The 23,661-nt window shown below is 74.2% G+C and carries 20 protein-coding genes and 1 pseudogene; 11 read left to right on the top strand and 10 right to left on the bottom strand.

What is annotated here, in order from left to right; all coding sequences use genetic code 11:
• Window positions 1-4: 4 nt before the first annotated feature.
• Window positions 5-1,261 carry a COG1470 family protein gene (locus FIV44_RS22520; protein ID WP_141006394.1) on the top strand — a complete coding sequence of 419 codons (1,257 nt, stop codon included), beginning with the start codon at window positions 5-7 and terminating at the stop codon, window positions 1,259-1,261.
• Between the two features lie 123 nt (window positions 1,262-1,384).
• Here FIV44_RS22520 and FIV44_RS22515 read toward each other — a convergent pair whose 3' ends face one another.
• Together FIV44_RS22515 and FIV44_RS22510 are read right to left on the bottom strand one after the other, a co-directional pair.
• On the bottom strand, window positions 1,385-4,321 hold the full coding sequence (locus FIV44_RS22515; RefSeq protein WP_141006393.1) for an AfsR/SARP family transcriptional regulator: 2,937 nt from the start codon (window positions 4,319-4,321) through the stop codon (window positions 1,385-1,387).
• Between the two features lie 145 nt (window positions 4,322-4,466).
• Entirely contained in the window at window positions 4,467-8,258 is a 3,792-nt protein-coding gene (locus FIV44_RS22510; protein WP_181410764.1) for an nSTAND1 domain-containing NTPase, read from the bottom strand.
• Window positions 8,259-8,385: 127 nt separating this feature from the next.
• On the opposite strand from FIV44_RS22510, the gene FIV44_RS30780 reads away from it, so the two are divergent.
• The 3 genes from FIV44_RS30780 (at window position 8,386) to FIV44_RS22495 (ending at window position 10,653) form a co-directional block, all read left to right on the top strand.
• Window positions 8,386-8,664, top strand: coding sequence for a LuxR C-terminal-related transcriptional regulator (locus FIV44_RS30780; RefSeq protein WP_181410763.1), 279 nt, complete (start codon window positions 8,386-8,388; stop codon window positions 8,662-8,664).
• A gap of 9 nt (window positions 8,665-8,673) precedes the next feature.
• On the top strand, window positions 8,674-9,201 hold the full coding sequence (locus FIV44_RS22500; RefSeq protein ID WP_141006390.1) for a hypothetical protein: 528 nt from the start codon (window positions 8,674-8,676) through the stop codon (window positions 9,199-9,201).
• Between the two features lie 165 nt (window positions 9,202-9,366).
• Complete coding sequence (locus FIV44_RS22495) at window positions 9,367-10,653, top strand: hypothetical protein (RefSeq protein WP_141006389.1); 1,287 nt, start codon at window positions 9,367-9,369, stop codon at window positions 10,651-10,653.
• Between the two features lie 311 nt (window positions 10,654-10,964).
• Here FIV44_RS22495 and ligD read toward each other — a convergent pair.
• The 7 genes and pseudogenes from ligD to FIV44_RS22460 form a co-directional block, all read right to left on the bottom strand.
• Window positions 10,965-11,627 (bottom strand): annotated as a pseudogene (gene ligD / locus FIV44_RS34175) (non-homologous end-joining DNA ligase LigD); the annotation flags it as partial.
• 172 nt (window positions 11,628-11,799) lie between these two features.
• The gene (gene msrB / locus FIV44_RS22485; protein ID WP_141006388.1) at window positions 11,800-12,204 is read right to left on the bottom strand and encodes a peptide-methionine (R)-S-oxide reductase MsrB; all 405 of its coding nucleotides are present in this window, start codon (window positions 12,202-12,204) and stop codon (window positions 11,800-11,802) included.
• A 22-nt stretch (window positions 12,205-12,226) separates the two neighbouring features.
• Window positions 12,227-12,646 (bottom strand): rhodanese-like domain-containing protein, encoded by a 420-nt coding sequence (locus FIV44_RS22480; RefSeq protein ID WP_246086561.1) that lies wholly within the window; start codon window positions 12,644-12,646, stop codon window positions 12,227-12,229.
• Window positions 12,643-13,092, bottom strand: coding sequence for a cysteine dioxygenase (locus tag FIV44_RS22475; protein WP_141006387.1), 450 nt, complete (start codon window positions 13,090-13,092; stop codon window positions 12,643-12,645). Before FIV44_RS22475 ends, FIV44_RS22480 begins: the two co-directional genes overlap by 4 nt.
• Window positions 13,093-13,269: 177 nt before the next feature.
• A complete protein-coding gene (hemQ, locus tag FIV44_RS22470) occupies window positions 13,270-13,995 on the bottom strand; it encodes a hydrogen peroxide-dependent heme synthase (RefSeq protein WP_141006386.1) in 726 nt (241 codons plus the stop codon).
• Window positions 13,992-15,350 carry a protoporphyrinogen/coproporphyrinogen oxidase gene (locus FIV44_RS22465; RefSeq protein ID WP_141006385.1) on the bottom strand — a complete coding sequence of 453 codons (1,359 nt, stop codon included), beginning with the start codon at window positions 15,348-15,350 and terminating at the stop codon, window positions 13,992-13,994. Before FIV44_RS22465 ends, hemQ begins: the two co-directional genes overlap by 4 nt.
• 21 nt (window positions 15,351-15,371) lie before the next feature.
• Window positions 15,372-16,376, bottom strand: coding sequence for a stage II sporulation protein M (locus FIV44_RS22460; RefSeq protein ID WP_246086560.1), 1,005 nt, complete (start codon window positions 16,374-16,376; stop codon window positions 15,372-15,374).
• Between the two features lie 266 nt (window positions 16,377-16,642).
• Between FIV44_RS22460 and FIV44_RS22455 the strand changes: the two genes are divergently transcribed.
• Genes FIV44_RS22455 through FIV44_RS22425 form a run of 7 tightly spaced genes read left to right on the top strand, consistent with a single transcriptional unit; the run spans window position 16,643 to window position 22,773 of the window.
• Window positions 16,643-17,470: an RDD family protein gene (locus tag FIV44_RS22455; protein WP_141006384.1), complete on the top strand. Its 828-nt coding sequence runs from the start codon at window positions 16,643-16,645 to the stop codon at window positions 17,468-17,470.
• Between the two features lie 30 nt (window positions 17,471-17,500).
• Window positions 17,501-18,559 (top strand): AAA family ATPase, encoded by a 1,059-nt coding sequence (locus tag FIV44_RS22450; RefSeq protein ID WP_141006383.1) that lies wholly within the window; start codon window positions 17,501-17,503, stop codon window positions 18,557-18,559.
• Between the two features lie 7 nt (window positions 18,560-18,566).
• On the top strand, window positions 18,567-19,472 hold the full coding sequence (locus FIV44_RS22445; RefSeq protein WP_141006382.1) for a DUF58 domain-containing protein: 906 nt from the start codon (window positions 18,567-18,569) through the stop codon (window positions 19,470-19,472).
• Window positions 19,456-20,049: a hypothetical protein gene (locus FIV44_RS22440; protein WP_141006381.1), complete on the top strand. Its 594-nt coding sequence runs from the start codon at window positions 19,456-19,458 to the stop codon at window positions 20,047-20,049. The genes FIV44_RS22445 and FIV44_RS22440 overlap by 17 nt, the downstream gene beginning before the upstream one ends.
• Window positions 20,049-21,110 (top strand): VWA domain-containing protein, encoded by a 1,062-nt coding sequence (locus FIV44_RS22435; RefSeq protein ID WP_141006380.1) that lies wholly within the window; start codon window positions 20,049-20,051, stop codon window positions 21,108-21,110. The genes FIV44_RS22440 and FIV44_RS22435 overlap by 1 nt, the downstream gene beginning before the upstream one ends.
• Window positions 21,107-22,057, top strand: coding sequence for a VWA domain-containing protein (locus FIV44_RS22430; protein WP_141006379.1), 951 nt, complete (start codon window positions 21,107-21,109; stop codon window positions 22,055-22,057). The genes FIV44_RS22435 and FIV44_RS22430 overlap by 4 nt, the downstream gene beginning before the upstream one ends.
• A complete protein-coding gene (locus tag FIV44_RS22425) occupies window positions 22,054-22,773 on the top strand; it encodes a hypothetical protein (RefSeq protein WP_141006378.1) in 720 nt (239 codons plus the stop codon). The genes FIV44_RS22430 and FIV44_RS22425 overlap by 4 nt, the downstream gene beginning before the upstream one ends.
• Window positions 22,774-22,938: 165 nt before the next feature.
• On the opposite strand, the gene FIV44_RS22420 is transcribed toward FIV44_RS22425, so the two are convergent.
• Window positions 22,939-23,661 (bottom strand): SRPBCC family protein, encoded by a 723-nt coding sequence (locus tag FIV44_RS22420; RefSeq protein WP_141006377.1) that lies wholly within the window; start codon window positions 23,659-23,661, stop codon window positions 22,939-22,941.

Raw genomic sequence — 23,661 nt, 5'->3', positions numbered from 1 at the left:
AAGGGTGACGACGACTGCCAGCCTCGACTCCCCCACCATCCGGCTCGACCCGGGCGCCGAAGCCGTGATCCCGATCCAGATCAGGAACAACGGCTCCGTGGTCGAGGGGTACGACATCACCGTGGTCGGCTCCCCGGGCGCCTGGGCGACCGTCGAGCCCGCCCAGGTGTCGCTGTACCCGGGCACCACGACGACGGCGACCGTGACGTTCAAGCCGCCCCGCTCGGCGGCGACACCCGCAGGCGAGCAGCGGTTCGGCGTCGTGGTGACGCCCCGGGACAACCCGGCCGAGGCCGTCGTACCCGAGGGCACGATCGAGATCCTGCCGTACCTGGAGACCACCGCCGAGCTCGTGCCGCGCACCTCCCAGGGCCGGCGCGGCCGCCACCAGGTCGCGATCGACAACCGGGGCAACGTGCCGGTCAACGTGCTCGTGCGCGCCCACTCCGACGGCGAGAAGCTGCGGTTCCGGGTCGACCCCACCGGCCTCGCCATCCCACCCGGCGAGGCGCACTTCGCCAAGGTCCGGGCCCGGGCCCGGCGCCGGATCTGGCGCGGCCAGCCGGTGACCCACCCGTTCGTCGTCGAGGTCGCCCCGGAGCACAGCACGCCCGTCGAGCTCGACGGCACCTACGTCCAGACCCCGGTGATCCCGAAGTGGCTGATCTGGCTGCTCCTGGGCCTGCTCGCGCTGCTGACCGCCCTGGTGCTGCTGTGGTTCACCGTGCTCAAGCCGGTCATCGAGTCCCAGGCCCGGGAGGCCGCGGAGGAGGCGGCCGCGGCCGCCGAGCAGGCGGCCGGCGAGGCGGCGAAGAACGCCGAGGCGGCCAACGGCGCCGCCACCGACGCCCAGAGGTCGGCCGACCGGGCCGACGAGGTCGCCGGCCAGGACCCGCCGCCGCGCCAGCTGGTCACCAACGAGACCCGGCGGCTCCACGTGATCACCGGCGGGTCCGATGCGGACACCTTCCCCCTCACCTCCGACGGCGTCTTCCGGGTGAGCGACGTCGTGCTGAGCAACCCGCAGGGCGACTTCGGGCGTGCCCAGCTGGTCGTCGACGGGGTGGTCCAGATGGACGTCGCCCTGGAGAACTTCCGCGACCTGGACTTCCACTTCGTCTCCCCCGTCGTGGCCACCGAGGAGATCGCGCTGCGCGTCACCTGCCGTACGCCGGGCACCCCGCCCGACGCACCCCCCGCCGCGACCTGCGACGTCTCCACGCTGGTCGGCGGCGAGCTGTCCGTCCCCGCGCCCCAGTAGCGACGGGGCAGGTGGTGGGGGCGCTGTAGGAATCACCACTTCAGCGGTGAAACTGGCACTTCTTGCCCGTTGCAACGGGCAAGAAGTGAGGGAATCGCCACTGAAGCGGCGATTCCCGCACCCTCACCGACTCCGCGAGCGGAGCAACTCAGCGCTTTCGCCGACGACACCGAGGGAGGCGAGCACGGCGCGGTAGGCGCGCCAGGCGCGCTCGGCGGCGGCGAGGTCGCCGGTGGCCTCGTAGGCGCGGATCAGCAGCCGCCAGGACGCGTCGCGGCAGGGCTCGATCTCCAGGCTGCGCTGGAGGGCGGCGGCGGCCTCCTCGGGGCGGCCGGCGTGGAGGTGCAGGTCGCCGAGCAGCGCGGCGGCCTCGCAGGCGCGCACCTTGAAGCGGTCGCGCACGGCCACCGCCCACTCGGCGGGCCCGTCCTCGGGGAGCACGTCGCCGGCGTACAGCTCCAGGGCGCGCTCCAGCGCCGCGACCGCGGCGTCGGACTCGCCCGCGGCGCGGCTCTCCTCGGCGACCCGGACGTGGTGGGTGAAGTCGACGAGGTCGGCGGTGGAGCCGGGCGGCAGCAGCAGCGCGTAGCGGTCGCCGTCGCGCACCAGGAACCGGCTGGCGCCGCGGCCGACGCCGGGCTCCAGGGCGGTGCGCAGGCTCGAGATCGACACGTGCAGGTTGTGGGTGCCGGAGCCGTAGTCGAGCTGCGGCCACAGCGCGTCGATGATCAGCTCGCGGTGGACCTGGCTGCCGGCGTCCAGGGCGAGCATCCGCAGCAGCTCGCGCGCCCGGGGCCGGACGCCGCGGAAGGTGGGGACAGCGCCGTCGACCCGGACCGAGAAGCCGCCGAAGCAGCGCACCTCCAGCGGCGCGACCCGCTCCTCCGCCACGACCGCCGGCCGCGGTACGGCGCCGGCGCGGAGCCCGTCCCAGGGGGCGAGGTCGAAGCCGGCCGCGGCGGCCTGCGCGGCGGCGTCCGCCACGAGGCCGGCGTCGTCGCGCAGCGTGCCCAGCACGCCCCAGGCGGCGGCCAGCGCCCCGGGCACCTGTGCGGAGTGGGCGAACGCCACGGCCATCTCGGCGTCGCGCAGCGCCTCGGGGAGGTCCGCGCGGGCGGAGGCCACCGCGAGAGCGGTGCGCGCCCACGCCTCGAGGGCGGGTACGTCGAGCGCCCGGCAGCGGCCGGCGAGGTCCTCGCACTCCGCCACGGCGTCGCGCTGCGCGACCAGTCCGCGCAGCACCCGGACGCCGGCGAGGAGGAGGGCGCCCCAGGGGTCGGCGGTGGCGTCGGCCTCGCGGATCCGGCGGTCGACGGACGCCGGGTCGGCCAGCCCGCCGGCGACCCGCACCAGCCAGGGCACCCCGGCCCGCTCGGCCTCGTCGACCAGCCGGTCGGCCCGGGACGCGTCGGGGTCCAGGAGGGTGTCGAGCAGCCGCAGCACCAGGCCGCTGCGCCCCTCGGACCCGTCGCCGCACAGCTGCCGGGCGGTGACCAGGTCGCCCGCGACGGCCGCGGCCACCGCGTGCAGCACCTGGCCGTCGGCCCTGCGGCCACCGCGCGCCGGGTCCGGGCTGCGGAGGACGGCCCGGAGCTGCTCGAACCAGCAGTCGCCGGGCTGGACGTCGCCGGCGGTCCACACCCGCAGCACGTGCTGCAGCCGAGCGACGAGCCGGGCGCTGCCGTCGGGGAGCTGCGGCGTGGCCGGGTCCGCGACGGCCCCGCCGCCCTCGGCGAGCTCGCGCGCGGCGTCCTCGAAGCGGCCCTCCCGCACGCCGCGGACCGCCCGGGCCCGGCGGGACCAGCGCTCGCACAGGCCCCAGGCGTCGGCCCAGGACAGGTCGGGGTCGAGCAGGACGTCGGCGCCGTCGGTGGCGAGCACCGCCTCGGCGGCGGCCAGGTCCCCGGCCAGCACGAACGCCCGGACGGCGGCCGCGGGCCGGCCGTCCGCGAGGTTCGCGCGGGCGCAGCGGCGCACGTGCTCGACGAAGGGGCCCTCCCCCAGGACGTCGCGCAGCTCCTCGAGCAGATGACGCCGGATCACCTTGGGCAGGACGTAGCCGCCGGCGACCGGGCGCAGCGTGCCGTGGCGGGCGAGATCGCGCAGGGTGCCGCCGCACGGCCTCCCGGTCAGGTCGGCGCACCGTCCCGGGGTGAGCACCTCGAGCGGCGAGGCGAGCCGGAGCAGCTCCACGTCCGCGGAGGTGTGCTCGCCGAGGGCCTCGGCCACGACCGACGCCATGGCGAGGTCGACCTGGGCGCCGACGTGGTGCAGCGCCTCGCGGCGCGCGGCCGGGCCGGCGTTGCGCGTGGCCTGGTGGAACAGGTGCACCGCCGCGGCGAGTCCGTCGGTCCGCTGGGCGAGCGACCAGGCGTCGTACCCGCTCAACGGCTCCTGGTAGACGTCTGCGAACAGCCGCTCGATCTCGGGGGTGCGCAGCCGCAGGTCCTCCGGGCCGACGAGCAGGCTGGGGAACTCCGAGCGGGCCAGGTGCAGGCCCGGCTCGCGTCGGGCGGCCACCACGACCCGGGCGGTGCTCGCGTCGAGGAGGTCGTCGACCAGGGCGGCGACCTCGGGGGTGTCGAGGTGGTGGAAGTCGTCGACGATGACGTACGGCGTGCCGTCGTACTGCGCGAACCGGGTGATCAGCGTGTCCCGGTCGCCGGCCCGTGGCCGGCTCGGGTCGAGGACGTGGAGCGCGCCGGCGAGTCCCCGCACCGTCGCGTCGAGGGGGTCCTCGGGCCGGGACGCCACACGCAGCCAGGCCACGTCGAGGCCGGCGTCGCGGGCCCAGTGCGCCAGTGCCGTCGTCTTCCCCGTGCCGGTCGGCGCCACGACGGCGCTGATCCGGTGCTCGGCGAACGCGGCGAAGACCCGGTTCAGCCGGTCCCGGACGAGGCCGGGCGCGATCGGCGTGCCGACGACCTCGCGGCGCACCGCGGGCCGGGGCGCGCGGCCCGGCAGCACCACGCGGTCGGCGCGGTCCGGGGCGCGTGGGACCGGGACCACGGCGCCCGGCGGCGCCGTCTCCGGTCTGCGGTCGGTTCGAGTGTCGGGCACCCGAAGCCCTCCTCGTGCAGGTCTGGACGACCGGTCGGCACCAGCGACCGGTCCGGCTCCCCGAGCGTGACACCTTTCGGGGGCGAGCGATACAGGGGTACCCCTACTGTTCGTGGCGGGGTGGCCCGCACCGGCCCGTCGCGGCTCAGACCGCGCACGGCGCGGCGAACTTCAGTCCCGGCACGTAGCGCTCCCACTCGGCCGTCGTCAACGGCGTGCCGGCGTACCCGCACAGCCGTACGGCGACGGCGACCGGGTCGGTGTCCCACACGTATCCGATCGCCCCTCCCCCGCCCGCGATGAGGACGTCGGCCACCGGCGACGCGGCGACCGCCTGCACCGAGCCGGGTCCCGGCCGCAGGGTCGCGGTGAGGGTCGGCGTGGCCGGCTCGGTCACGTCCCACAGCCACACGGCGCCGTCCGCGGCCGCGGCCACGCTCCGCCCGTCGCGGGTGAACGCGACGGAGTTGACGTACCCGTGCGGCCCCCGCAGCGGCCGGCCGATCCGGCGCGGGTCGGCGGGGTCGCGCAGGTCGTAGAGGCGGATGGTCTCGTCGTCGCTGCCGATCGCGACGGTCCGGCCGTCGGGCGCGAACCCGATCGCGTGCACGAAGTTCTCGAAGTCGTCGATCTCGGCGGTCAGCCGCGGCGCGGCCGGCGCTCGGACGTCATAGAGGTACGCCGACCGGTCGCCGCTCGCGGCGATCAGGGTCGCGCCGTCGGGGCCGAAGGCGACGTCGAGGACCCGGTCGGCGGCGTCGGCCAGGGTGGCCAGCAGCCGGGGTGAGCCGGGGTCGGCGACATCCCACAGGGTGAGCGTCGCGTCGTCGCCGGCGACCGCGAGCAGGGTGTTCCCGGGCGCCCAGGCGACGCTCTGGATGAGCGTGTCCGAGGCGGTGAACCGGGCCAGCAGGTGGGCCGCCGCGGGCTCCGCGACGGCCCACAGCTGCACCTCGCCGGTCCCGGTGCCGATCGCGACCAGGCTGCCGTCGTCGCTCAGGTCGGCGCGGCTGTTGAGCAGGACCTCCTCGTCGGGCGAGGCGATGCCGCCCAGCAGCACCGGCGCCTCCCGGTCCGCGACGTCCCAGACCTGCGCGCCGCCGCCGTACCCGACCAGGAGCCGGCGGCCGGCGGCGGCGTGGTCGAGGGTGCCGATGGTGCCGTCCACCGGCGGGAGCGACGGGCCCGGGCGGCGCCACAGCCGGAGGTAGCCGTCGGGCGAGCCGAACAGCACCTGGTGGCTGTCGCCGACGTAGAACAGCGAGGTGACGGGGGTGGTGTTGTCGAGCAGCGCGACCTCGGTGCGGGTGGCGAGGTCGAAGACGCGCACCGTCGCGTCCGAGCTGCCGGCGCCGATCTCGGTCCCGTCGGCGCTGAACTCGACGTGGTTGATCTGGGCGTCGAAGTCGCCGAACGGCTCGCCGTCCGGCCGCAGCCCGTCCGGGCCGACCCGGAACAGGTGCACCATGCCGTCCTTGGCGCCGACGGCGAGGGTCCGCCCGTCGGGGCTGAAGTCGACGGCGGGTACGGCGTTCGCGGTCGTGCCGCCCGGACCCAGGATGCCGACGGAGACCTGGTGGGCCGGACGGTCCGTGGCCTGGGGCGCGGTGGCGTCCCAGAGCCGGACCAGCCCGTCGCTGCTCGAGGTGGCGATCAGGGTGCCGTCGGGGCTGAAGTCGGACCAGTGCAGGTAGCCGCCGAACCCGCTGATCGGGCCGAGCGCGGTGGCGGTGCCGTCCGGGGCCAGCCGCCAGCGGTAGGCGATGTCGTCCTTGGTGCTCGCGACCAGCTGGCTGCCGTCGGGGCTGAACCGCATGCCCTCGACGCCGGGCGCCTCCAGCGCCTGGTCCAGCAGCCGCGGACTCGCCGGGTCGCCGATGTCGACCAGCCGCACGCTGTCGCCGGTGCCCCCGATCGCGACCAGCCGGTCGTCGGGGCTGATCGCGACGCCGTACAGCTGCTCCTCGGCGTCGACGACGACCGAGCCGAGCTCGGGGGTCGACCCGTCCGGGCGGACGGCGAACAGGCGCAGCCGCCCGTCCACGTTGCCGGTGGCGATCAGGGTGCCGTCGCCGGAGATCGCCAGCGACGCGGGCCCGGTGGGGACGGCGATCCGGGTCACCGGCGCCCGGGTGGAGACGTCGAGCAGGACGGAGCGGGCCTCGACGGTGGGCGCGATCCGGTAGCTCGCCAGCGCCAGCTGCTGGGCGAGCGCCGGGTCGACCGTGGTGAGCGCCCGCGCCTGGATCGCGACCTGACGGGACTCGGCGGCGGCCCGCTCGCGCTCTGCGGCGCGGGCCGCGTCGTTGGCGTGGCCCCGGCTGATCACGGCGAGCAGGGTGGCGCCGAGGGCCAGCACGGCGAGCACGGCGACGGCGACGAGGAGCTGCTGGAGCCGGCGGGTACGCCGCAGCAGGCCGGCCGCCTCGGCCTCGGTCGCCGCCTGGCTGGCGGCCAGGAACTCCCGCTCGAGGGCGTTGAGCGACTTCGGCCGGTCCGGGTCCGCGGCCCAGGTCCTCGCGGCCTCCAGCCGCGCGCCGCGCCACAGGATGCCCGGGTCGCGGCCGGCCTGCTCCCACGCCTGCGAGGAGTCGGTCAGCTGCCGGTGCAGCCGCAGCCCCTCGCGGTCGCGGTCGATCCACTTCTGGATCCGCGGCCAGGCGGTGAGCAGCGCCTCGTGGCTGACCTCGACGGTGTCGGCGTCGGCGGTGACCAGCCGGGCGGCGACGAAGCGCTCGAGCACCTCGGCCGCGAGGTCGTCGTCGGCCTGCGGGTCGACCAGCTCGTCCCAGCCCACCCGCCGTCGTACCGTGAACCCGCCCTCGTCGGCGGTCAGCCGGAGGAAGAGCGAGCGGGCGACGCCCTTCTCCTCCGGGGTGAGCCCGTCGTGGATCTCGTCCGCCGACTGGGCCACCGCGCCGCTGATCCCGCCGGCCGCCTCGTAGTCGGCCAGGGTGACCTGACTGCGCCGACTGCGCTCCCAGGTCGCCCGCAGCGCGTGCGAGAGCAGCGGGAGGGCTCCCGGGTCGTGCGCGCCGAGGTCGTGCTGGCGCGGGGCGACGTCGCCGAGCAGCCGGACGACCAGGTCGGGGTCGAGCGTCACGCCGGCCTGCCGGGCGGGCGCGGTCACCGCCTGGCGCAGCTGGTCGGGGCTCATCGGCCCGACCACGACCTGCGCGTCCTGCAGCACCGGCACCAGCGCGGGGACCCGGGCCGCGGCGGCGTAGAAGTCGGCCCGCAGGCCGAGCACGACCAGGACCCCCGGCGGCGGCGTGGTCAGCAGGTCGACGAAGGCGTGCCGCTCCGCCTCGTCGCGGCACAGGGTGAACAGCTCCTCGAGCTGGTCGACGACCACGAGGACCTGCCCGCCGCCGGCCAGCGCGCGCGCCAGGGCCGGGCGATCGCCGGGCGTGACCAGGACGAACCGCCATTTCCCCGGAAGCCCGCCGCCCATGACCGCGGGGATCACGCCGGCTCGCAGCACCGAGGACTTGCCGGAGCCGGACGGGCCGACCACGGCGACCGTGCCGCCCGTCGCGATCCGGCTGCCGAGTGCCCCGACGATCTCCGTGGTGAGGTCGTCGCGGCCGAAGAACCAGGCGGCGTCCTCGGGCTGGTAACTGTCCAGGCCCTTGTACGGCGCGTCCTGGCCGGCCGCGCGCAGCGACGGCGTCCAGCGCAGCCGCTCGATCGCCTCCTGCCACGACTGGTGGTCCTCGATGCCCAGCGCGGTCAGCACCGCCTGGAAGGGCCCGAGGTGGGTCAGGTTCGGCAGGTGCCGGCCGCTGAAGTATCCGCCGACGGTGCCGGTGGGGACCTCGGCCGCCCGGGCGACCTCCCGGACCGTCATCCGAGCGCGCTGGCGAGCCGCCGTCAGCGCCTCGGCGAGGTCGGTCCGGGTGGCGATCCGGGTCGGGTCGGGCGCGGCGTCGTACACGGGGCCTATCGCATCGTGCCCGGCGCGATCAGGCAACCGATCCCGGGCGCTCGGGCTGTACGGACCCTGTTCGGACCCTCGCCGAACGCTTCCGCACCGCGCCCGGGCACGGTGTGCTGGGACGGCCATGACCGCGACCGCAGACTCCCCCGACCTCGCCCGGTCCGACGCCGCCGACCTGGTCGCCGCGCTCTCCGCGCGGGAGGCGGACGTCCTCGCCCTGCTCGCGAACGGGTACTCCAACCGCGGCATCGGCGCCGCCCTCGCCCTGTCCGAGCGCACCGTCGAGGCGTACCTGACCACGATCTTCCAGAAGTTCCGGATCGAGCACGCCCCCGGGACCAACCGCCGGGTGCTGGCCGCCCTCGTCTACCTCGACTATCTCGACGGATCACTGGGGGTGTAGGACTGGGGCATGAGCACCGCGCCCAGCGAGGAACCGTACGACGTCGTCCTGCTCGTCGAGCAGGCACTGACCGCCGCCGATGCCGCCCAGGTGCGCGGCCTGCACCAGGAGCTGGACGACGATCCGACGATCGAGGTCCGCTACCACGTGCTGCTGCCGATGGCCGACGCGGCGGCCGCGGTCGAGGCCTCCCTCGGGGTCATCGGGGGCGCCGACCTGATCGCCCCACCGATCACCCCGTCGCCCGACGAGATCGAGCGGCTGCGCTCGGAGTACCGCGACCAGGCCGACCGCGACCTGGCGACGACCCGCGAGATGCTCGTGGCCGCGGGCGCGATCATCGGCGGTGTCGCGATCGTGACGGAGCCGCCGGTCGACGCCCTCATCGGCAAGGTCCGGGAGGTCGACGGCCGGGAGGCGATCATCCTCACCCGGCCGCACCTGGTCGCGGAGTTCTTCCACGTCGACTGGACCTCGCGCGCCCGCCGCAAGCTCGGCGTGCCGATCCTGCACCTGCTCGAGCACGAGGAGGGGTAGCGCCGGGCGTACGGACCTTGTTCGGACCCCGCCCGTGCTCTTCCACGGGGTCTACCGCTGCGCTTCAGTTGCCCCTGGGTGGCTCCCACACGCCTGCTCCCCCGAAGAGGAGCGGAAACGACATCCGTAGGGTGCCCCACCAGCCGACGCACGAGGGGGAACCCGATGGGACCGTACAAGAGAACCGGCCGGCGCATGGCCGCGGCGCTGGCCGCGCTCGGGATCGGGCTCGCCTCGGGCTCCATCGTGACCTCGCCCGCAGCCCGCGGCGCCGAGACGCCCCCGCCGCTCGTCGGCGCCTGGGGGACCGAGGGCACCGGCCCCGGACAGTTCGCCGGTCCCGTGGGGGTGGCGGTGGACGACGCCCAGAACGTCTACGTCACCGACCCGGGCAATCATCGCGTCCAGAAATTCACCGCCAGCGGTCAGCTCATCACCTCCTGGGGAACCAATGGCACCGGCCCCGGACAGTTCGCCAGCCCGATAGGGGTGGTCGTGGACGACGCCCACAACGTCTACGTCACCGAGCTGGGCAATCATCGCGTCCAGAAATTCACCACCGACGGCCAGCTCATCACGTCCTGGGGAGCCAACGGCACCGGCCCCGGACAGTTCGAGTCGGCCCGCGGCATCGCCGCCGACGCGAACGGCAACGTCTACGTCGCCGACACCAACAACGATCGGGTCCAGAAGTTCACCGCCGACGGCCAGTACCTGACCTCATGGGTCGTCGCTGGAGCGAGCGGGATCGCCGTCGACCCGAAGGGCAACAACCTCTACATCGCCGACTGGGACAACAGCCGGATCCACAAGTTCACCACTCTCGGTCAGCCGGTCGGAGTCTGGGGCGGCGGTGGCACCGGACCCGGACAGTTCGCCGAGCCGTTCGGGGTCACCGTCGACATCGACGGCGACGTCTACGTCAGCGACTACGGCAACGGGCGTATCCAGAAGCTCACCGCGGACGGTCAGCATCTCGCCTCGTGGGGAACCAGCGGCAGTGGCCCCGGACAGTTCGACGAACCTGAGGGGGTCGCGGTCGACCGGCTGGGCTACCTCTACGTCGCAGACGCGGGCAACCGCCGGATCCAGCGGTTCAAGACGGCCGAGACCGGCATCTGCCGCGGCGTCGAGGCACTCGTGATCCGGGGCACCGCGGGCAAGGACAAACTGGTCGGGACCCCCTACGCCGACATCCTGATCGGCGGCAAGGGCAACGACGTCCTCAAAGGCAAGGGCGGAAACGACTGCCTCTACGGCGGCCCCGGCAACGACAAGCTCGTCGGCGGACCCGGCAACGACCTCCTCGTCGGCGGCAAGGGCAACGACGTACTCAAGGGCGGACCCGGCCGCGACCTCCTGAAGGGCGGCAAGGGCAACGACAGGCTGATCGGTGGCAAGGGCAAGGACAAGCTCAAACCCGGCCCCGGCCGCGACACCGTCCGCCAGTAGCGGACCGACGGATCGACGCTGCGAGGTCCTGGGTCAGGTCCCCTCGACCCGGTTGCCCTGCTCGTCCCAGTGCTCGGCGACCTTCTTGCTCGGCTGCACCCGGGGCGGCTCGCCCGGCATCTTGGGGTAGTCCGGCGGGTAGTTGAGCTCGCCCTCGCCGTCGGCGACCTGCTGGTCCCACAGGTCGAGCAGCGGCTGGAGTGAGTACGACCTGTCGTCGATGCCCGCCCAGGGGTCGCCGTCGGCCATCCGGTCGGGACGGTGAAGAGGTTGAAGTCCCGGGGGTCGGTCACGCCGGCGAGCTCCGACCACGTCATCGGCGTGGAGACGGGGGCGCCGGGCTGGGGCCGCAGGGAGTACGCCGAGGCGATGGTGCGGTCGCGGTTGTTCTGGTTGTAGTCGATGAAGATCCGCTCCCCCCGCTCCTCCTTCCACCAGGCAGTGGTGACCTGGTCGTCGCGGCGGGCGAGCTCGCGGCCGAAGGCGATGGCGGCGTGCCGCACGTCGGTGAACTCCCAGCGCGGCTCGATCCGCACGTAGACGTGCACGCCGCGGTTGCCGGAGGTCTTCGGGTGGCCCACCATGCCGAGCTCCTCGAGCAGCTCGCGCGCCACGCCCGCGACCCGGACGGCGTCGGCGAAGGTGGTGCCGGGCTGGGGGTCGAAGTCGATGCGCAGCTCGTCGGGGTGGTCGACGTCGGGCCGCCGGACCGGCCAGGGATGGAAGGTGAGCGTGCCCATCTGGGCGCACCAGACCGGCACCGCGATCTCGGTCGGGCAGATCTCCTCGGCGGTGCGGCCCGAGGGAAAGGTGATCTCGACGGCCTCGAGGTAGTCGGGCGCGCCCTTCGGGACGCGCTTCTGGTAGAAGCCTTCGGCGTCGTTGTCGCGCGGCCCGGTCGCCAGCCGGAAGCCCTCCCGGACCCCCGACGGCCACCGCTCGAGCGCCGTGGGTCGCTCGCCCAGGGCCCGCATCAGGCCGTCGCCGACCGCGACGACGTACTCGGCCACCATCAGCTTGGTGACCTCGGGCGTGCGCTCGGTGGCCTCGTAGATCACCCGGTCCGGGCTCGACACCCGGACCTCACGGTCGCCTGCCTGGACCATCGCCGCCGGGGTCTTCGCCATGGCACGACCCTATGCGGGGTCAGGCCCCGTCGGCGGGCTCCAGGCTGAGGCTGATCGAGTTGATGCAGTAGCGGTCGCCGGTGGGCGTGCCGTACCCGTCGGGGAAGACGTGGCCGAGGTGCGAGCCGCAGTTGGCGCAGCGCACCTCGACCCGCTTCATGCCGTGGGAGTCGTCCTCGAGGTACTCGATCGTGTCGCTGATCGGCTGGTAGAAGCTCGGCCAGCCGCAGCCGGAGTGGAACTTCGTGTCGGACTCGAACAGCTTGGCCTGGCAGGCCTTGCAGCGGTAGACACCGGTGGTCTCGGTGTCGGTGTACTCGCCGGTGAAGGCCCGCTCGGTGCCGGCCTGGCGGAGCACCTGGTACTCCTCGGGAGTGAGCTCGGCGCGCCACTCCTCGTCCGTCTTCTCGACCTCGTATGCCATGTCTCCGAGCGTACTCAGCGTGTCACGCGGCGAGGCCCGCGACCGGCATCCCGGCGCCCCGCCAGGCCGCGAAGCCGCCGACCACGTCGGTGGCCCGGTGGATCCCCAGCTGCCGCAGGGAGTCGGCGGCCAGCGACGAGGTGTAGCCCTCCTGGCACAGCACGATCACCCGGCGGTCGTACGACGCCTCCGGGAGCCGCGCGTCGCTGCGCGGGTCGAAGCGCCACTCGAGCACGTTGCGCTCGACCACGAGGGCCGGGAGCCAGCGGGCGACCTCGCCCTCCCGGGCGCGCTGGGCGGCCGGGCGGATGTCGACGAGCACCGCGCCGAGGGCGATCAGCTCCTGGAAGGCGGCGCGGGCGGTGATCCGGTCGAGCCGGGAGCGGGCGGCAGCGAGCATGGCGTCGATCCCGTCGTACCGAACGGGGGCGAGGGTGCTCACCACTCCTCCCCCGCGCGCTCGACGCCGAGCGCCTCGAGCCGGTCGCCGCGGAACCGGAACCGGGTCATCGTGGTGAGCCGCGGCGAGTAGGCGTGCAGGGACAGCGCCGGCCGCTCGGTGGCATTGCGTACGTCGTGCGCGTACCCCGCCCCGAACGCCTTGCCGTCGCCGACGCCGAGGTCGACCAGCTGCAGGCCGCCGTCGAAGGTGTGCTCGGTGAGCCGGCCCTCGAGGACGGTGAAAGCGCCGGACGACGAGCCGTGGTCGTGCCAGTCGGTGGCGGCGCCGGCGGGCCAGGAGATCAGCCAGAGCTCGTAGTCGTCGGTGGTGAGCAGACGGATCCACGACCGCTCGAACGGGTCGTGGTCGAGGAGGTGGAGGAGGTCGGGGTCGGCGGCGTGGTCGCGCACGACCTCGAGCAGGGGCAGGACGGCGAGCTGGGTCATCGGAGGTTCCTCGGGGTTGTCGGTGCTGGATCGGAGCGGGTGATCAACAGCAGCGACAACACAGCCCACCGGCACGCCAGAAGGCCTGCGCGGGGTGCGGGGAACCGGTCATGTCCCCAATAGTGCACTAAGTCGATAGACTTTTCAAAGTACGGCGTGTCGCGGCACGCCCCGAGGTCAGGGGAGCCGCTCGATCAGCGCCGCGGCCTCCACCCGGCGGCCGGTGTAGAACGGCACCTCCTCGCGCACATGACGGCGGGTCTCCGAGCCGCGCAGGTGCCGCATCAGGTCGACGATCCGGGTCAGGTCGTCGGCCTCGAAGGCGAGGATCCACTCGTAGTCGCCGAGCGCGAAGCTCGGGACGGTGTTGGCGCGCACGTCCGGGTAGTCACGGGCCATCTGGCCGTGCTCGGCGAGGAGGCGGCGACGCTCGCCGTCCTCGAGGAGGTACCACTCGTAGGAGCGGACGAAGGGGTAGACCGCGACATAGGAGTGGGCACGCTCGTCGGCGAGAAACGCCGGCAGGTGGCTGCGGTTGAACTCCGCCGGACGGTGCAGCGCCATCTGCGACCAGACCGCCGCGAGCCGGGCGCCGAAGGCGGTCCGGCGCAGGCGATGGTAGGCGTCCTGCAGCTGGTCGCTGGTCGCGGCGTGCCACCAGATCATCAGGTCGGCGTCGGCGCGCAGGCCGGCGACGTCGTACAGGCCCCGGACGACGACGTCCTCGGCGGCCAGCTCGGCGAGCAGCGCCTCGATCTCGGCGGCCTCGCTCTTGCGGACGACGTCGTCGGCGCCGAACGGCTCCTCGAGCCGGAACACCGACCACATGGTGAAGCGGATGGTGTCGTTGAGCTCGTTGATCTTCGCCGCGTTGGTCTTGAGGTGCGCCTGGGGGTCGGTCATGCCCCCATTGTGCCGGTCAGCAGCTCGCTCACCGCACGCTGGGCCGAGCCGACCGTGGCCGGGATCCCGACGCCGTCGTACGCCGCCCCGCAGAGCGCGAGCCCGGGGACCTCCGCGACGGCGGCGCGGACCCGGGCGACCCGGGCGGCGTGGCCGACCCAGTACTGCGGCAGGCCGCCGCCCCAGCGCTGGACGACGGCGTCGACCGGTGCGGTCGTGACACCGGTCGCGGCAGCGAGGTCGGCCAGGGAGGCGCGGACCAGCGCGTCGTCGGGGACCTGCAGGGTGGCCTCCTCGCCGTACCGGCCCAGGGACGTGCGCAGGACCAGCAGCCCCTCCCCCGCTGCCCGGACCCAGTCCCACTTGGCGAAGGAGAAGGTCGACGCCTTGACCCGGCGGCCGTCGACCGGCGGGACCAGGAAGCCGGAGGCGCCGGTGTCGAGCGCCTCGGCGACGCCGGGGTCGGTGGCGCGGAAGGCGAGGGTGACGAGGGCGACCGAGGCGTAGGCGATGCCGGCCAGCTCGCGCGCCGCGGCCGGGGCGAGGTCGTCGAGCAGCCGGGCGGTCGGCGCGGCGGGAGTGGCCAGGACGAGATGGGGGGCGGCCTCGTCGCCGGCGGGGGTCGTGACCACGAAGCCGGCGGCGGTACGACGCACGGCGGTCACCGGGGCGTCGTACCGGATCTCGGTGGAGTCGCGGTCCCGCAGGTCCGCGTCGAGCGCGGCGGGCAGCCGCCACATGCCGCCCTCGACGCCGGCGAACACGGGCGGCGCGCCGGCGGGGGGTGCCGGCAGGGTGGCCGCGGGGCGTGCGAGCAGGTCGAGGAGCTGGGGCGCGGCGGAGCGGGTGGAGATGCGGCGGGCCTGGCCGGCGTACACGCCGCCGAGGAGCGGCTCGACCAGCCGGTCGACGACCTCGTCGCCGAACCGGGCGCCGACCAGGTCTCCGACGGACACATCGCCGTCGGGGTGCTCGGGGCCGCCGGCGCGGGCGGCGGCCAGCCCGGCCTCGGACAGGATCCCGGACGCGGCGAGCTGGTCGAGGTCGAGCGGCGCGCCCATCAGGGTGCGCGGCAGCGGGCGCAGCGCGTCGCGGGTCCAGACCCGGGACGTGGCGGCGGTGGGATGGGCGAGCGGCAGGCCGAGCGCGGTCGCGAGCGCCGTGCCCTCCGGGCGCCGGTGGAGCATCGCCTCCGCGCCCACGTCCACCGTCACGCCGGCGACGTCGCCGCCGCGGAGCTTGCCGCCGGGACGGTCGGTCGCCTCGAGGACGAGGACGTCGAGTCCCGCCTCGGCGAGCGCGCGGGCGGCGGCCAGGCCGGCGATCCCCGCCCCCACCACGACCGCCCGGCTCATGTCGTCCAGCCTAGGAGTGCGCTACGCCTGGGTAGCGACCCGGTCCTCCAGCAGCGACGCCGAGACGTCGCCGGTGACCCCGCGCGCGACGGCCGCCCGACCGACGACGAAGACGTAGGCCAGGAACACCGCCTCGGCGAGGATGCCGATCGCGATCCGCGCCCAGGTCGGCAGCGGCGACGGGGTCACGAACGCCTCGATGATGCCGCTCACGAACAGGCACACCGCGAGGCCGAGCGCGACCGTGACCGCCGTCCGCCCGGCGCGGGCGAGCGATCCCGCGCGCGACAGCTGGCCGGGCTCGATCCACGACCAGAACAGCCGCAGCCCCACCCCGCCGGCGACGAAGACGCAGGTGAGCTCCAGCAGACCGTGCGGGATGATCAGGCCCCAGAACAGGTCGCCCCGGTCGTGGCGCATCATGATCGAGCCGATGATCGCCAGGTTGGCGATGTTCTGGAACAGCAGCCACAGCACCGGCAGGCCGAGGATCCCGAGCGCGATGCACAGGGCACTGACCCAGGCGTTGTTGATCCACACGTGCGTGGCGAAGGCGCTGGCCGCGTTCTCGCTGTAGTAGCTCTCGAAGTCGTTGTTGACCAGCTGGTCGACCTCCTGCGGCGAGAGCAGGCTCTGCTCGACCTGCGGGTGCTGCCCGAGCCAGATCATCATCACCGCCGTGACCAGGACGTTGCCCGCCACGCAGCCGAGCCACCACCACCGCAGCTCGTAGAGCGCCGCCGGGAACCGCTCGGTGAAGAAGCCGACCAGCCCGCGCCAGCTCGGCACCCGCGCCGCCAGCATCGCGATCCGCGCCCGCCCGAGCAGGGACGACAGGTGCGCGACCAGCTCGCCGTCCGGCGCCGAGGTCCGTACGACGGACAGGTGGGTCGCGACCTGCTGGTACCGGTCGACCAGCTCGTCCGCCTCGGCCCCCGTCCGCCGCCGCTGGCGCACCAGCTGGTCCAGCCGGATCCACGAGCGCGAGTGGGCGGCCACGTAGGCGTCGAGGTCGATGCGCGGCACGGGGCCGAGGCTATCTGGTCGCCTATCTCCGGCGCGTCGGCCGTGCGCGAGCTGTAACACGTTGTTGGGCACTGTGGCAGCCACGCCCCCGCTGTAACACGTTGTTCGCTGCTCTTTCCGCCCTGTCACCGCTGTGGCATCCCCGCACAGGCCCCTTTCTGCGATGTCTTGGGGCGGGTAGAGCAGCGAACAACGTGTTACAGAGGGAGAGGGGCACGTAGAGCGGCGGACAACGTGTTACAGCGGCCCGCCGTAGGCTGCACCCGATGTCCACCTCCGACTTCGCCACCGTCACCGCCGACGACCTCGTCACCGGCGAGGGCGTGGCGCTCGACCTGCCGGCCGCCTCCCTCGGCCTGCGGATGGCGAGCGGGCTGATCGACGTCCTGGTCACCCTGGTCACGCTGGTGGTGCTGTTCGTGGTGCTCACGCTCGCGGCGGCACCCGCCGCCGACGAGGCGCTGTTCGGGGCGGCGGCGGTGCTGACGTCGGTGCTGGCGTTCCTGGCGCTGCCGACGGCGCTGGAGACGCTGACCCGCGGGCGGTCGCTGGGGAAGCTGGCGCTGGGGCTGCGGACCGTGCGCGACGACGGCGGGCCGATCAGCTTCCAGCACGCGCTGGTGCGCGCGCTGATCGGGTTCGTGGAGATCTACGCCTTCTCCGGTGCGCCGGCGTTCTTCTCGATCATGCTCAGCACCCGCGGGAAGCGGCTGGGCGACTACGCCGCCGGCACGTACGTCGTGCGCGAGCGGGTGCCGCTCCGGCTGCCGCACCCGCCGTACCCGCCGCCGCAGCTGGCCGCGTGGGCCCGGCGTACCGATCTCGGGACCCTGCCGACCGGCACCGCGCTCGCCGTCCGCCAGTTCCTCGGCCGGCTCCCCACCCTGGACCCGGTCTCCCGCGACCGGGTGGCGCGCACCCTGCTCGCCGACGTGCTCCCCCACGTCGCTCCGCCCCCGCCGCCCGGCGCGCCGCCGGAGCTGGTGCTGATGGCGGTCGTCGCCGAGCGCCGGGAGCGCGACCTGGCCCGGCTGCGCCGCGACGACGAGCTCCGCAACCGGCTGCTCGCCGAAGGCCCTCCGCCGCAGGGGTGAGGCATCCGCCCGCTGGGTAGGTTGGGCGTCATGACGCAGGTCAACGAGTCGCAGGCCTTCACCACCGGCCGCACCCGGCGCACCCCCGCCGGCCCGAGCACGCCGCTGACCGCCGACGAGCTCACCCGCGCGACCGAGGCCATCGGCAAGGTGTCCGACGCGTTCTCCAGCCGGGTCGTGGGCCAGCACCGGGTGCGTACGGCGCTGCTGGTCACGCTGCTCTCCGAGGGCCACGTCCTGCTCGAGAGCGTCCCCGGGCTGGCCAAGACGCTGGCGGCGTCGACGCTCGCGCAGGCGGTCAGCGCCCGGTTCGCGCGGATCCAGTGCACGCCGGACCTGCTGCCCAGCGACATCATCGGCACCCAGGTCTACGACCCGCGCCGTCACGAGTTCGAGACCCAGCTCGGCCCGGTCCACGCCAACTTCGTCCTCCTCGACGAGATCAACCGCGCCAGCGCGAAGACCCAGTCGGCGCTGCTGGAGGCGATGCAGGAGCGGCAGACCTCGATCGCCGGCACCATCCACCCGCTGCCCGACCCGTTCATGGTGCTGGCCACCCAGAACCCCATCGAGGAGGAGGGCACCTACGTCCTCCCCCACGCCCAGATGGACCGGTTCCTGCTCAAGGAGATCGTCGACTACCCCACCGAGGACGACGAGCTGATGGTCCTCGAGCGGATCGACGACGGCACCCTGGGCCAGCACATGACCGACGTCGCGGCCGTGGTCAGCCCCCAGGAGATCGCCGAGCTGCAGGAGCTGGTCCGCCGGGTGTACGTCGACCCGGCGATCCGCCGCTACATCACCGCCCTGGTGCGGGCGACCCGCGACGTCACCGGCCTGCTCGGGCCGGACCTCGGCAACTACGTCGAGATCGGCGCCAGTCCGCGCGGCTCGATCGCGTTCTTCCAGGCGGCACGGGCGATGGCGGTCGTCCAGGGCCGCCACTACGTCATCCCGGAGGACGTCCGCGAGCTGCGGCACAGCGTGCTGCGGCACCGGCTCCACCTCAGCTTCGAGGCGCTCGCCGACCGGGTCCAGCCCGAGATGGTGATCGACGCCGTCTTCCGCGCGGTGCCGACCCCCTGAGCCGGCCATGACCGCCCACCTGACCCGGATCAAGTCGCGGCTCTCGATCCACGCCCACCGCAAGGTGCGGGGGCTGCTCGAGGGCGAGTACGCCGCGATCCACGCCGGGCGGGGCATCGACTTCAACGACCTGCGCGAGTACGTCCGCGGCGACGACGTGAAGGACATCGACTGGAAGGCCTCGGCCCGCAGCCGCCAGCTCCTCGTCAAGCGGTACGTCGCCGAGCGCAAGCACACCGTGCTGCTGTGCGTCTCGACCGGGCGCAGCATGGCCGCGCTCGCGGGCGTCGGCAGCGCCGCCGTACCCACCTCGAAGCGGGAGCTGGCCGTCTTCGTCGCCGGGGTGACCGGGTACCTCGCCGTGCAGCACGGCGACCTCGTCGGCCTCGTCCACGGCGACGCCGCCCGCCGGCACGTCTCGCGCCCGGGCAGCGGCGAGCTCCACCTGGAGCGGCTGCTCGGCACCGTGCACGACGCGATCGGTCCCGAGGGCCCGCCCGGCGACCTCACCGCCCTGCTGCGCCACGTGGTGCGCACCATCCGGCGGCGCACCATCCTGCTCGTCGTCACCGACGAGCCGGCGGTCACCGAGGAGCAGGCGATGCTGCTGCGGCGCCTCGCCGCCCAGCACGAGGTGCTCTACCTGACCGTCGGCGACCTCGACCCCACCACGCCCGTGATGGCCGGCCAGCGGCTGCTCGACGTCGACGCCGGCGCGGAGGTGCCGGCCTGGCTGCGCCGCGACCCGCAGCTGCGGCGCGAGCTGGCGACGCTCGTGGACGACCAGGCGCTGGAGATGCGTCGTCGGCTCGACCAGCTCGGCATCGTCCAGGAGCAGGTCCGCGACCTCGACGGTGCGGTCACCGCGGTCTTCCGCATGCTGGAGAGGCACCGCCATGCCCGCCGTCGCTAGCCTGGTCCTGGCCGAGCGCGTCCTCGCGTCGACGGGGGAAGCAAGCTTCCGAAGCGCCGCTCCCGCCGCGCTCCCGGCCCGGCTGCCGGCCCGGCTCCGCGCCGACCTCCCGGAGGAGTTCTCCGGACCCGTCGGGTACGCCGACCGGTGGCTGTGGATCGCGCTCGGGCTCGCCGTCGCGCTGGCCGTCTACTACCTGCTCGCCTGGTGGCTCACCCGCCCGCCCCGGCCGCGGACGGTCGCGCGCGCCGGCGTGCCCCTGCCCGACGTACGCCAGGAGCATCTCGCCCGGATCGACCGGATCGACGCGCTCGTCCGGTCCGGCGAGCTCGCGCCGCGCGACGGCCACCAGCAGCTCAGCGAGGTGGTCCGCGACTACGTCGCCGCCGTCACCACGCTCCCGGCGCGGACCATGGTGCTCGCCGACTTCCGCGACCGCGCGCCGGCCGCGCTGGTCGAGGTGATCGAGCTGGTCTACCCGCCGGAGTTCGCGCCCGACGACGCCGTCGCGCGCGACCTGTTCGACACCGCCGCCGAGCGCGCCCGCGGACTGGTCGGCGACTGGAGCGCGGCCTGATGTGGGACAGCGACACCACCACGTTCCGGTGGCCGTGGCTGGCGCTGGCGCTCGCCGCGCTGGTGCTGCTGCTCCTCGTGCTCTGGCTGCGGCCCTGGCGCCGCCCCACCCGCACCGGTGCGGCGTACGTCGCCCATGCCGCGCGGCTGCGGGGCCTGCCCCGCTACCGCACGCTCGTGCGGCGCCAGGTCGTCCTCGGCGCCTGTCTGACCCTGGCCGCGCTGGTGGCCTGCTCGGGCGCGGTCGTCCTGGCGGGCCGGCTGCAGCAGCGGCAGACCCTGTCCCAGGAGGACCGCACCCGCGACATCGTGCTCTGCCTGGACTCCTCCGGCTCGATGGCCGAGGTGGACGCCGACGTGCTGCGGGAGTTCCGCACCATCATCGCCGGCCTGCGCGGTGAGCGGATCGGGCTGACGATCTGGAGCGGCGCGGCGATCACGGTGTTCCCGCTGACCGACGACTACGAGTACGTCCTCGAGCAGCTCTCCGCGGCGGAGAAGGCCTTCGCGTCCGGTGACGTCTACAGCGACGACTACGCGATCTTCACCGCCGGCACGGTGCTGGACTGGGACGTCCAGTCCCAGCTGGGCGACGGGCTCGCGTCCTGCGTGCAGCGCTTCGACCGACGCGACGAGGACCGCAGCCGCGCGATCGTGCTCGCCTCCGACAACGAGCCGATCGGCGCGGGCATCTTCACCGTCCCGGACGCCGCCGACTACGCCCGCGAGCAGCGCGTCGTCGTCCACGGCATCGCCGCGCCGAAGACGGCCGAGCGGCCCGCCGCCGTCGCGCAGTTCCGGGACGCGATGGCCACGACCGGCGGCACCTTCTCGCTGCTCGGCGAGGACGGCAGCACCAGCACCGTGATCGACGCCATCGCCGACCTGGAGGCGAAGCCGATCAAGCGGCCGCCGCTGGTCCAGGTGCTCGACCGGCCGCGGCTCGGCACCGTGGTGGTCGGCATCGGGCTGGTCGGGATGGCCGTGCTGTGGGTGCTGCAAGGGGTGCTCGTCCTGCGCGACCGCGGGCGGGCCTCGGGCGACGGGGAGGCGAGCCGATGAGGCCGGCCACCGCCACCGCGCTGGTGCTCGCCCGCCGGATCGGGATCGTGCTGCTGTTCGTCGTCATCCTGCTGCGCCCCGGCTTCGGCCGGGCCGACGTACCCACCCAGCTGGCCGACATCGACGTGGTCGTCGTCGTCGACCGGACCCGGTCGATGGCGGCGCTCGACTACGACGGCCGCCAGCCGCGGATCACCGGCGCCAAGGCCGATCTCGCCGCGCTCGCCGAGGCCCTGCCCGGGGCGCGCTTCGGGATGCTCGCCTTCGGCACCGACGCCCGGGTGGTGCTCCCCCTCACCTCCGACAGCGCGGCCTTCGGTGCGGCGGTCGAGACGCTCTACCTCGAGCGTCCCAAGGACGGCATCGGCTCGCGCGCGGACCGTCCGGTGCCGGAGCTGACCGACCTGCTGGAACGCGCCGCCGAGAAGGCGCCGCAGCGGCGCCGGATCGTCGTCTACGTCGGCGACGGCGAGGACACCACGAGCGAGGGCCGGGACCAGTCGTACGGCGACGTCGACGAGCTGATCGCCGGCGGCGTGGTCCTCGGCTACGGCACCACCCAGGGCGCGCCGATGCCGCAGGACGAGGACCTCGGCAGCGCGCTCGGCTACGTCCAGGACCCCGAGACCGGCGACACCGCGGTCTCGAGGGCCGACCTCGACAACCTCGAGAAGATCGCCGACGAGCTCGGCGTGCCCTTCGAGCACCGCACCCGCCCCGGCGGGCTCGACGACGTCGTGGAGTCGTTCCGGGCGTCGTACTCCGACGGGGAGGGCGGTCACCGCCGCCCCGCGAAGAACGACCTGACCTGGCTGGCCGGCGTCCTCCTGCTGGGCCTGCTGCTGCTCGAGCTGCACGCCGGCTGGCGGGCCGTCTGGACGTCCCGGCACGTCCTGGCGCCGGCAAGCGCGGAGCGGCCGGACCGCCGGAAGGAGGCCGTGCGATGACCTCGCGTCCCGACCGGCCCGCCAACCCGCGGCGACGCCTGCGGCTGGTGCTGCTCCTCGCCGGCCTGCTGCCGGCGCTGCTGCTGGCGGCGTACGCCCTCAAGGTGACGCTGATGCTGCAGGGCAACGCCTCGGGCCGCGACGCCTTCGACCGCGGCGACTACGACGCCGCCGCCGCGGACTTCGCCGGCACCCGCAGGCTGAACTGGCTCGAGCCCTGGATCGCCGCCTTCGACGAGGGCACGGCCGACCACGCCCGGGAGCGGTACGACGACGCGATCGCCTCCTACGAGGCCGCGCTGGAGGACGTCCCGCAGCGCGACGAGTGCACGGTGCGGATCAACCTCGCCCTCGCCCACGAGGCCGTCGGCGACGCGGCGCTGGCGTCCGGCGCCACGGACGCGGCGGTCGAGTCCTTCCAGGCCGGCATCGACGTCCTCGCGGCCGGCGACTGCCCGACCGACTCCGGGCGCGGCGAGGAGCAGTCCGCCGACGCCGCCGCGGTCGACAAGCGTCTGCGGGAGAAGCTGGCGGAGAACCAGCAGCCCGAGGAGCCCCAGCCGCAGCCCGACGAGCAGCCCCAGCCCGACGACCCCGGCAAGTCCGACCCCCGCCGCGACCGGCTGGACGAGCAGAACCAGCGCGGCCTCGAGCAGCGCCACGACGACCAGAACCTGTACGACGACGAGGACTACAGCCGTCCCGACGCCTGGTGACGCCGCCGTTTCTTCATCGGCAGCGCGCGCGGCGTCCTGCCCGCTGTAACACGTAGTTCGCCGCTCTCAGCGCCGTATCACCTATGTTCCATCCCCGTACAGACGCCTTTCCTCGATGTCTTGCGGCGGGTAGAGGGGCGAACTACGTGTTACAGCGCCGGCGGATCAGCGCGCGCGCCGCCGACGACGCCGCCGTCTCCGCAGCACCGCGATCCCGAGCAGGACGCCGAGCACGGCGCCGACCTGCTTCCCGTAGCTCCTCAGCAGCACCGGCAGCACGGCCGACCCGAGATCCAGCGCGTCGTCGTCCACGGGGGCTGGCTGTGGTGCCGCGCCCCATGCGTTTTCGTCGCGATCCGGCTCATCCGACGACGAATTCGCATGGGGCGTCGTCGAGACCGACCCCGCAGCGGGAGCCTCGGAGGCGAGCCGCTGCTCGAGGCAGGACACGAACTGGCCGAGCAGCTTGTCGGAGACGTCCTGCATCACCCCGCGGCCGAACTGGGCGGGTTTGCCGGTGATGGCGAGGTCGGTGAGCACCTCCACCTGGGTCGCGTCGCCCCCGTCGCCCGACGACGCCGTCATGGTGACGGTGACCTTCGCGCCGGCGGTGCCGTTGCCGCGCTTGTCGCGGCCCTTCGCGTCGACGACGAACCGGCGGCCGGCCTCGTCGCGCTCGACGAACTTGCCGGAGCCGGCGTACACGAGGGCGATCGGGCCGAGCTTGACCTTGCAGGTGCCCTCGAAGGTCGGCGCGCCGTCCTCGTCCTCGCCGACGGCCGTGACCTGGGCTCCGGGGAAGCACTCGGCGAGGGCGCCGATGTCCTGGAAGTGCGCCCAGGCCGCATCGACGGGCGTCGGGACCGTGAAGGAGTGGCTGAGGTCCAA

The organism is Nocardioides humi (genome assembly GCF_006494775.1).
Classification (GTDB): Bacteria; Actinomycetota; Actinomycetes; order Propionibacteriales; family Nocardioidaceae; genus Nocardioides; species Nocardioides humi.
The sequence above is the reverse complement of the archived record's forward strand: the minus strand, read 5'-3'. Positions and strand labels throughout refer to the sequence as shown.

Bases quoted from the DNA above. Each gene is read 5' to 3' on its own strand.
- FIV44_RS22425 (WP_141006378.1), top strand. From the start codon at position 22,054: ATGACCTCGCGTCCCGACCGGCCCGCCAACCCGCGGCGACGCCTGCGG.
- hemQ (WP_141006386.1), bottom strand. From the start codon at position 13,995: ATGACCGACCCCCAGGCGCACCTCAAGACCAACGCGGCGAAGATCAAC.
- FIV44_RS22430 (WP_141006379.1), top strand. From the start codon at position 21,107: ATGAGGCCGGCCACCGCCACCGCGCTGGTGCTCGCCCGCCGGATCGGG.
- FIV44_RS22440 (WP_141006381.1), top strand. From the start codon at position 19,456: ATGCCCGCCGTCGCTAGCCTGGTCCTGGCCGAGCGCGTCCTCGCGTCG.
- FIV44_RS22495 (WP_141006389.1), top strand. From the start codon at position 9,367: ATGGGACCGTACAAGAGAACCGGCCGGCGCATGGCCGCGGCGCTGGCC.
- FIV44_RS22455 (WP_141006384.1), top strand. From the start codon at position 16,643: ATGTCCACCTCCGACTTCGCCACCGTCACCGCCGACGACCTCGTCACC.
- FIV44_RS22445 (WP_141006382.1), top strand. From the start codon at position 18,567: ATGACCGCCCACCTGACCCGGATCAAGTCGCGGCTCTCGATCCACGCC.
- FIV44_RS22465 (WP_141006385.1), bottom strand. From the start codon at position 15,350: ATGAGCCGGGCGGTCGTGGTGGGGGCGGGGATCGCCGGCCTGGCCGCC.
- FIV44_RS22450 (WP_141006383.1), top strand. From the start codon at position 17,501: ATGACGCAGGTCAACGAGTCGCAGGCCTTCACCACCGGCCGCACCCGG.
- FIV44_RS30780 (WP_181410763.1), top strand. From the start codon at position 8,386: ATGACCGCGACCGCAGACTCCCCCGACCTCGCCCGGTCCGACGCCGCC.
- FIV44_RS22500 (WP_141006390.1), top strand. From the start codon at position 8,674: ATGAGCACCGCGCCCAGCGAGGAACCGTACGACGTCGTCCTGCTCGTC.
- msrB (WP_141006388.1), bottom strand. From the start codon at position 12,204: ATGGCATACGAGGTCGAGAAGACGGACGAGGAGTGGCGCGCCGAGCTC.
- FIV44_RS22475 (WP_141006387.1), bottom strand. From the start codon at position 13,092: ATGACCCAGCTCGCCGTCCTGCCCCTGCTCGAGGTCGTGCGCGACCAC.
- FIV44_RS22435 (WP_141006380.1), top strand. From the start codon at position 20,049: ATGTGGGACAGCGACACCACCACGTTCCGGTGGCCGTGGCTGGCGCTG.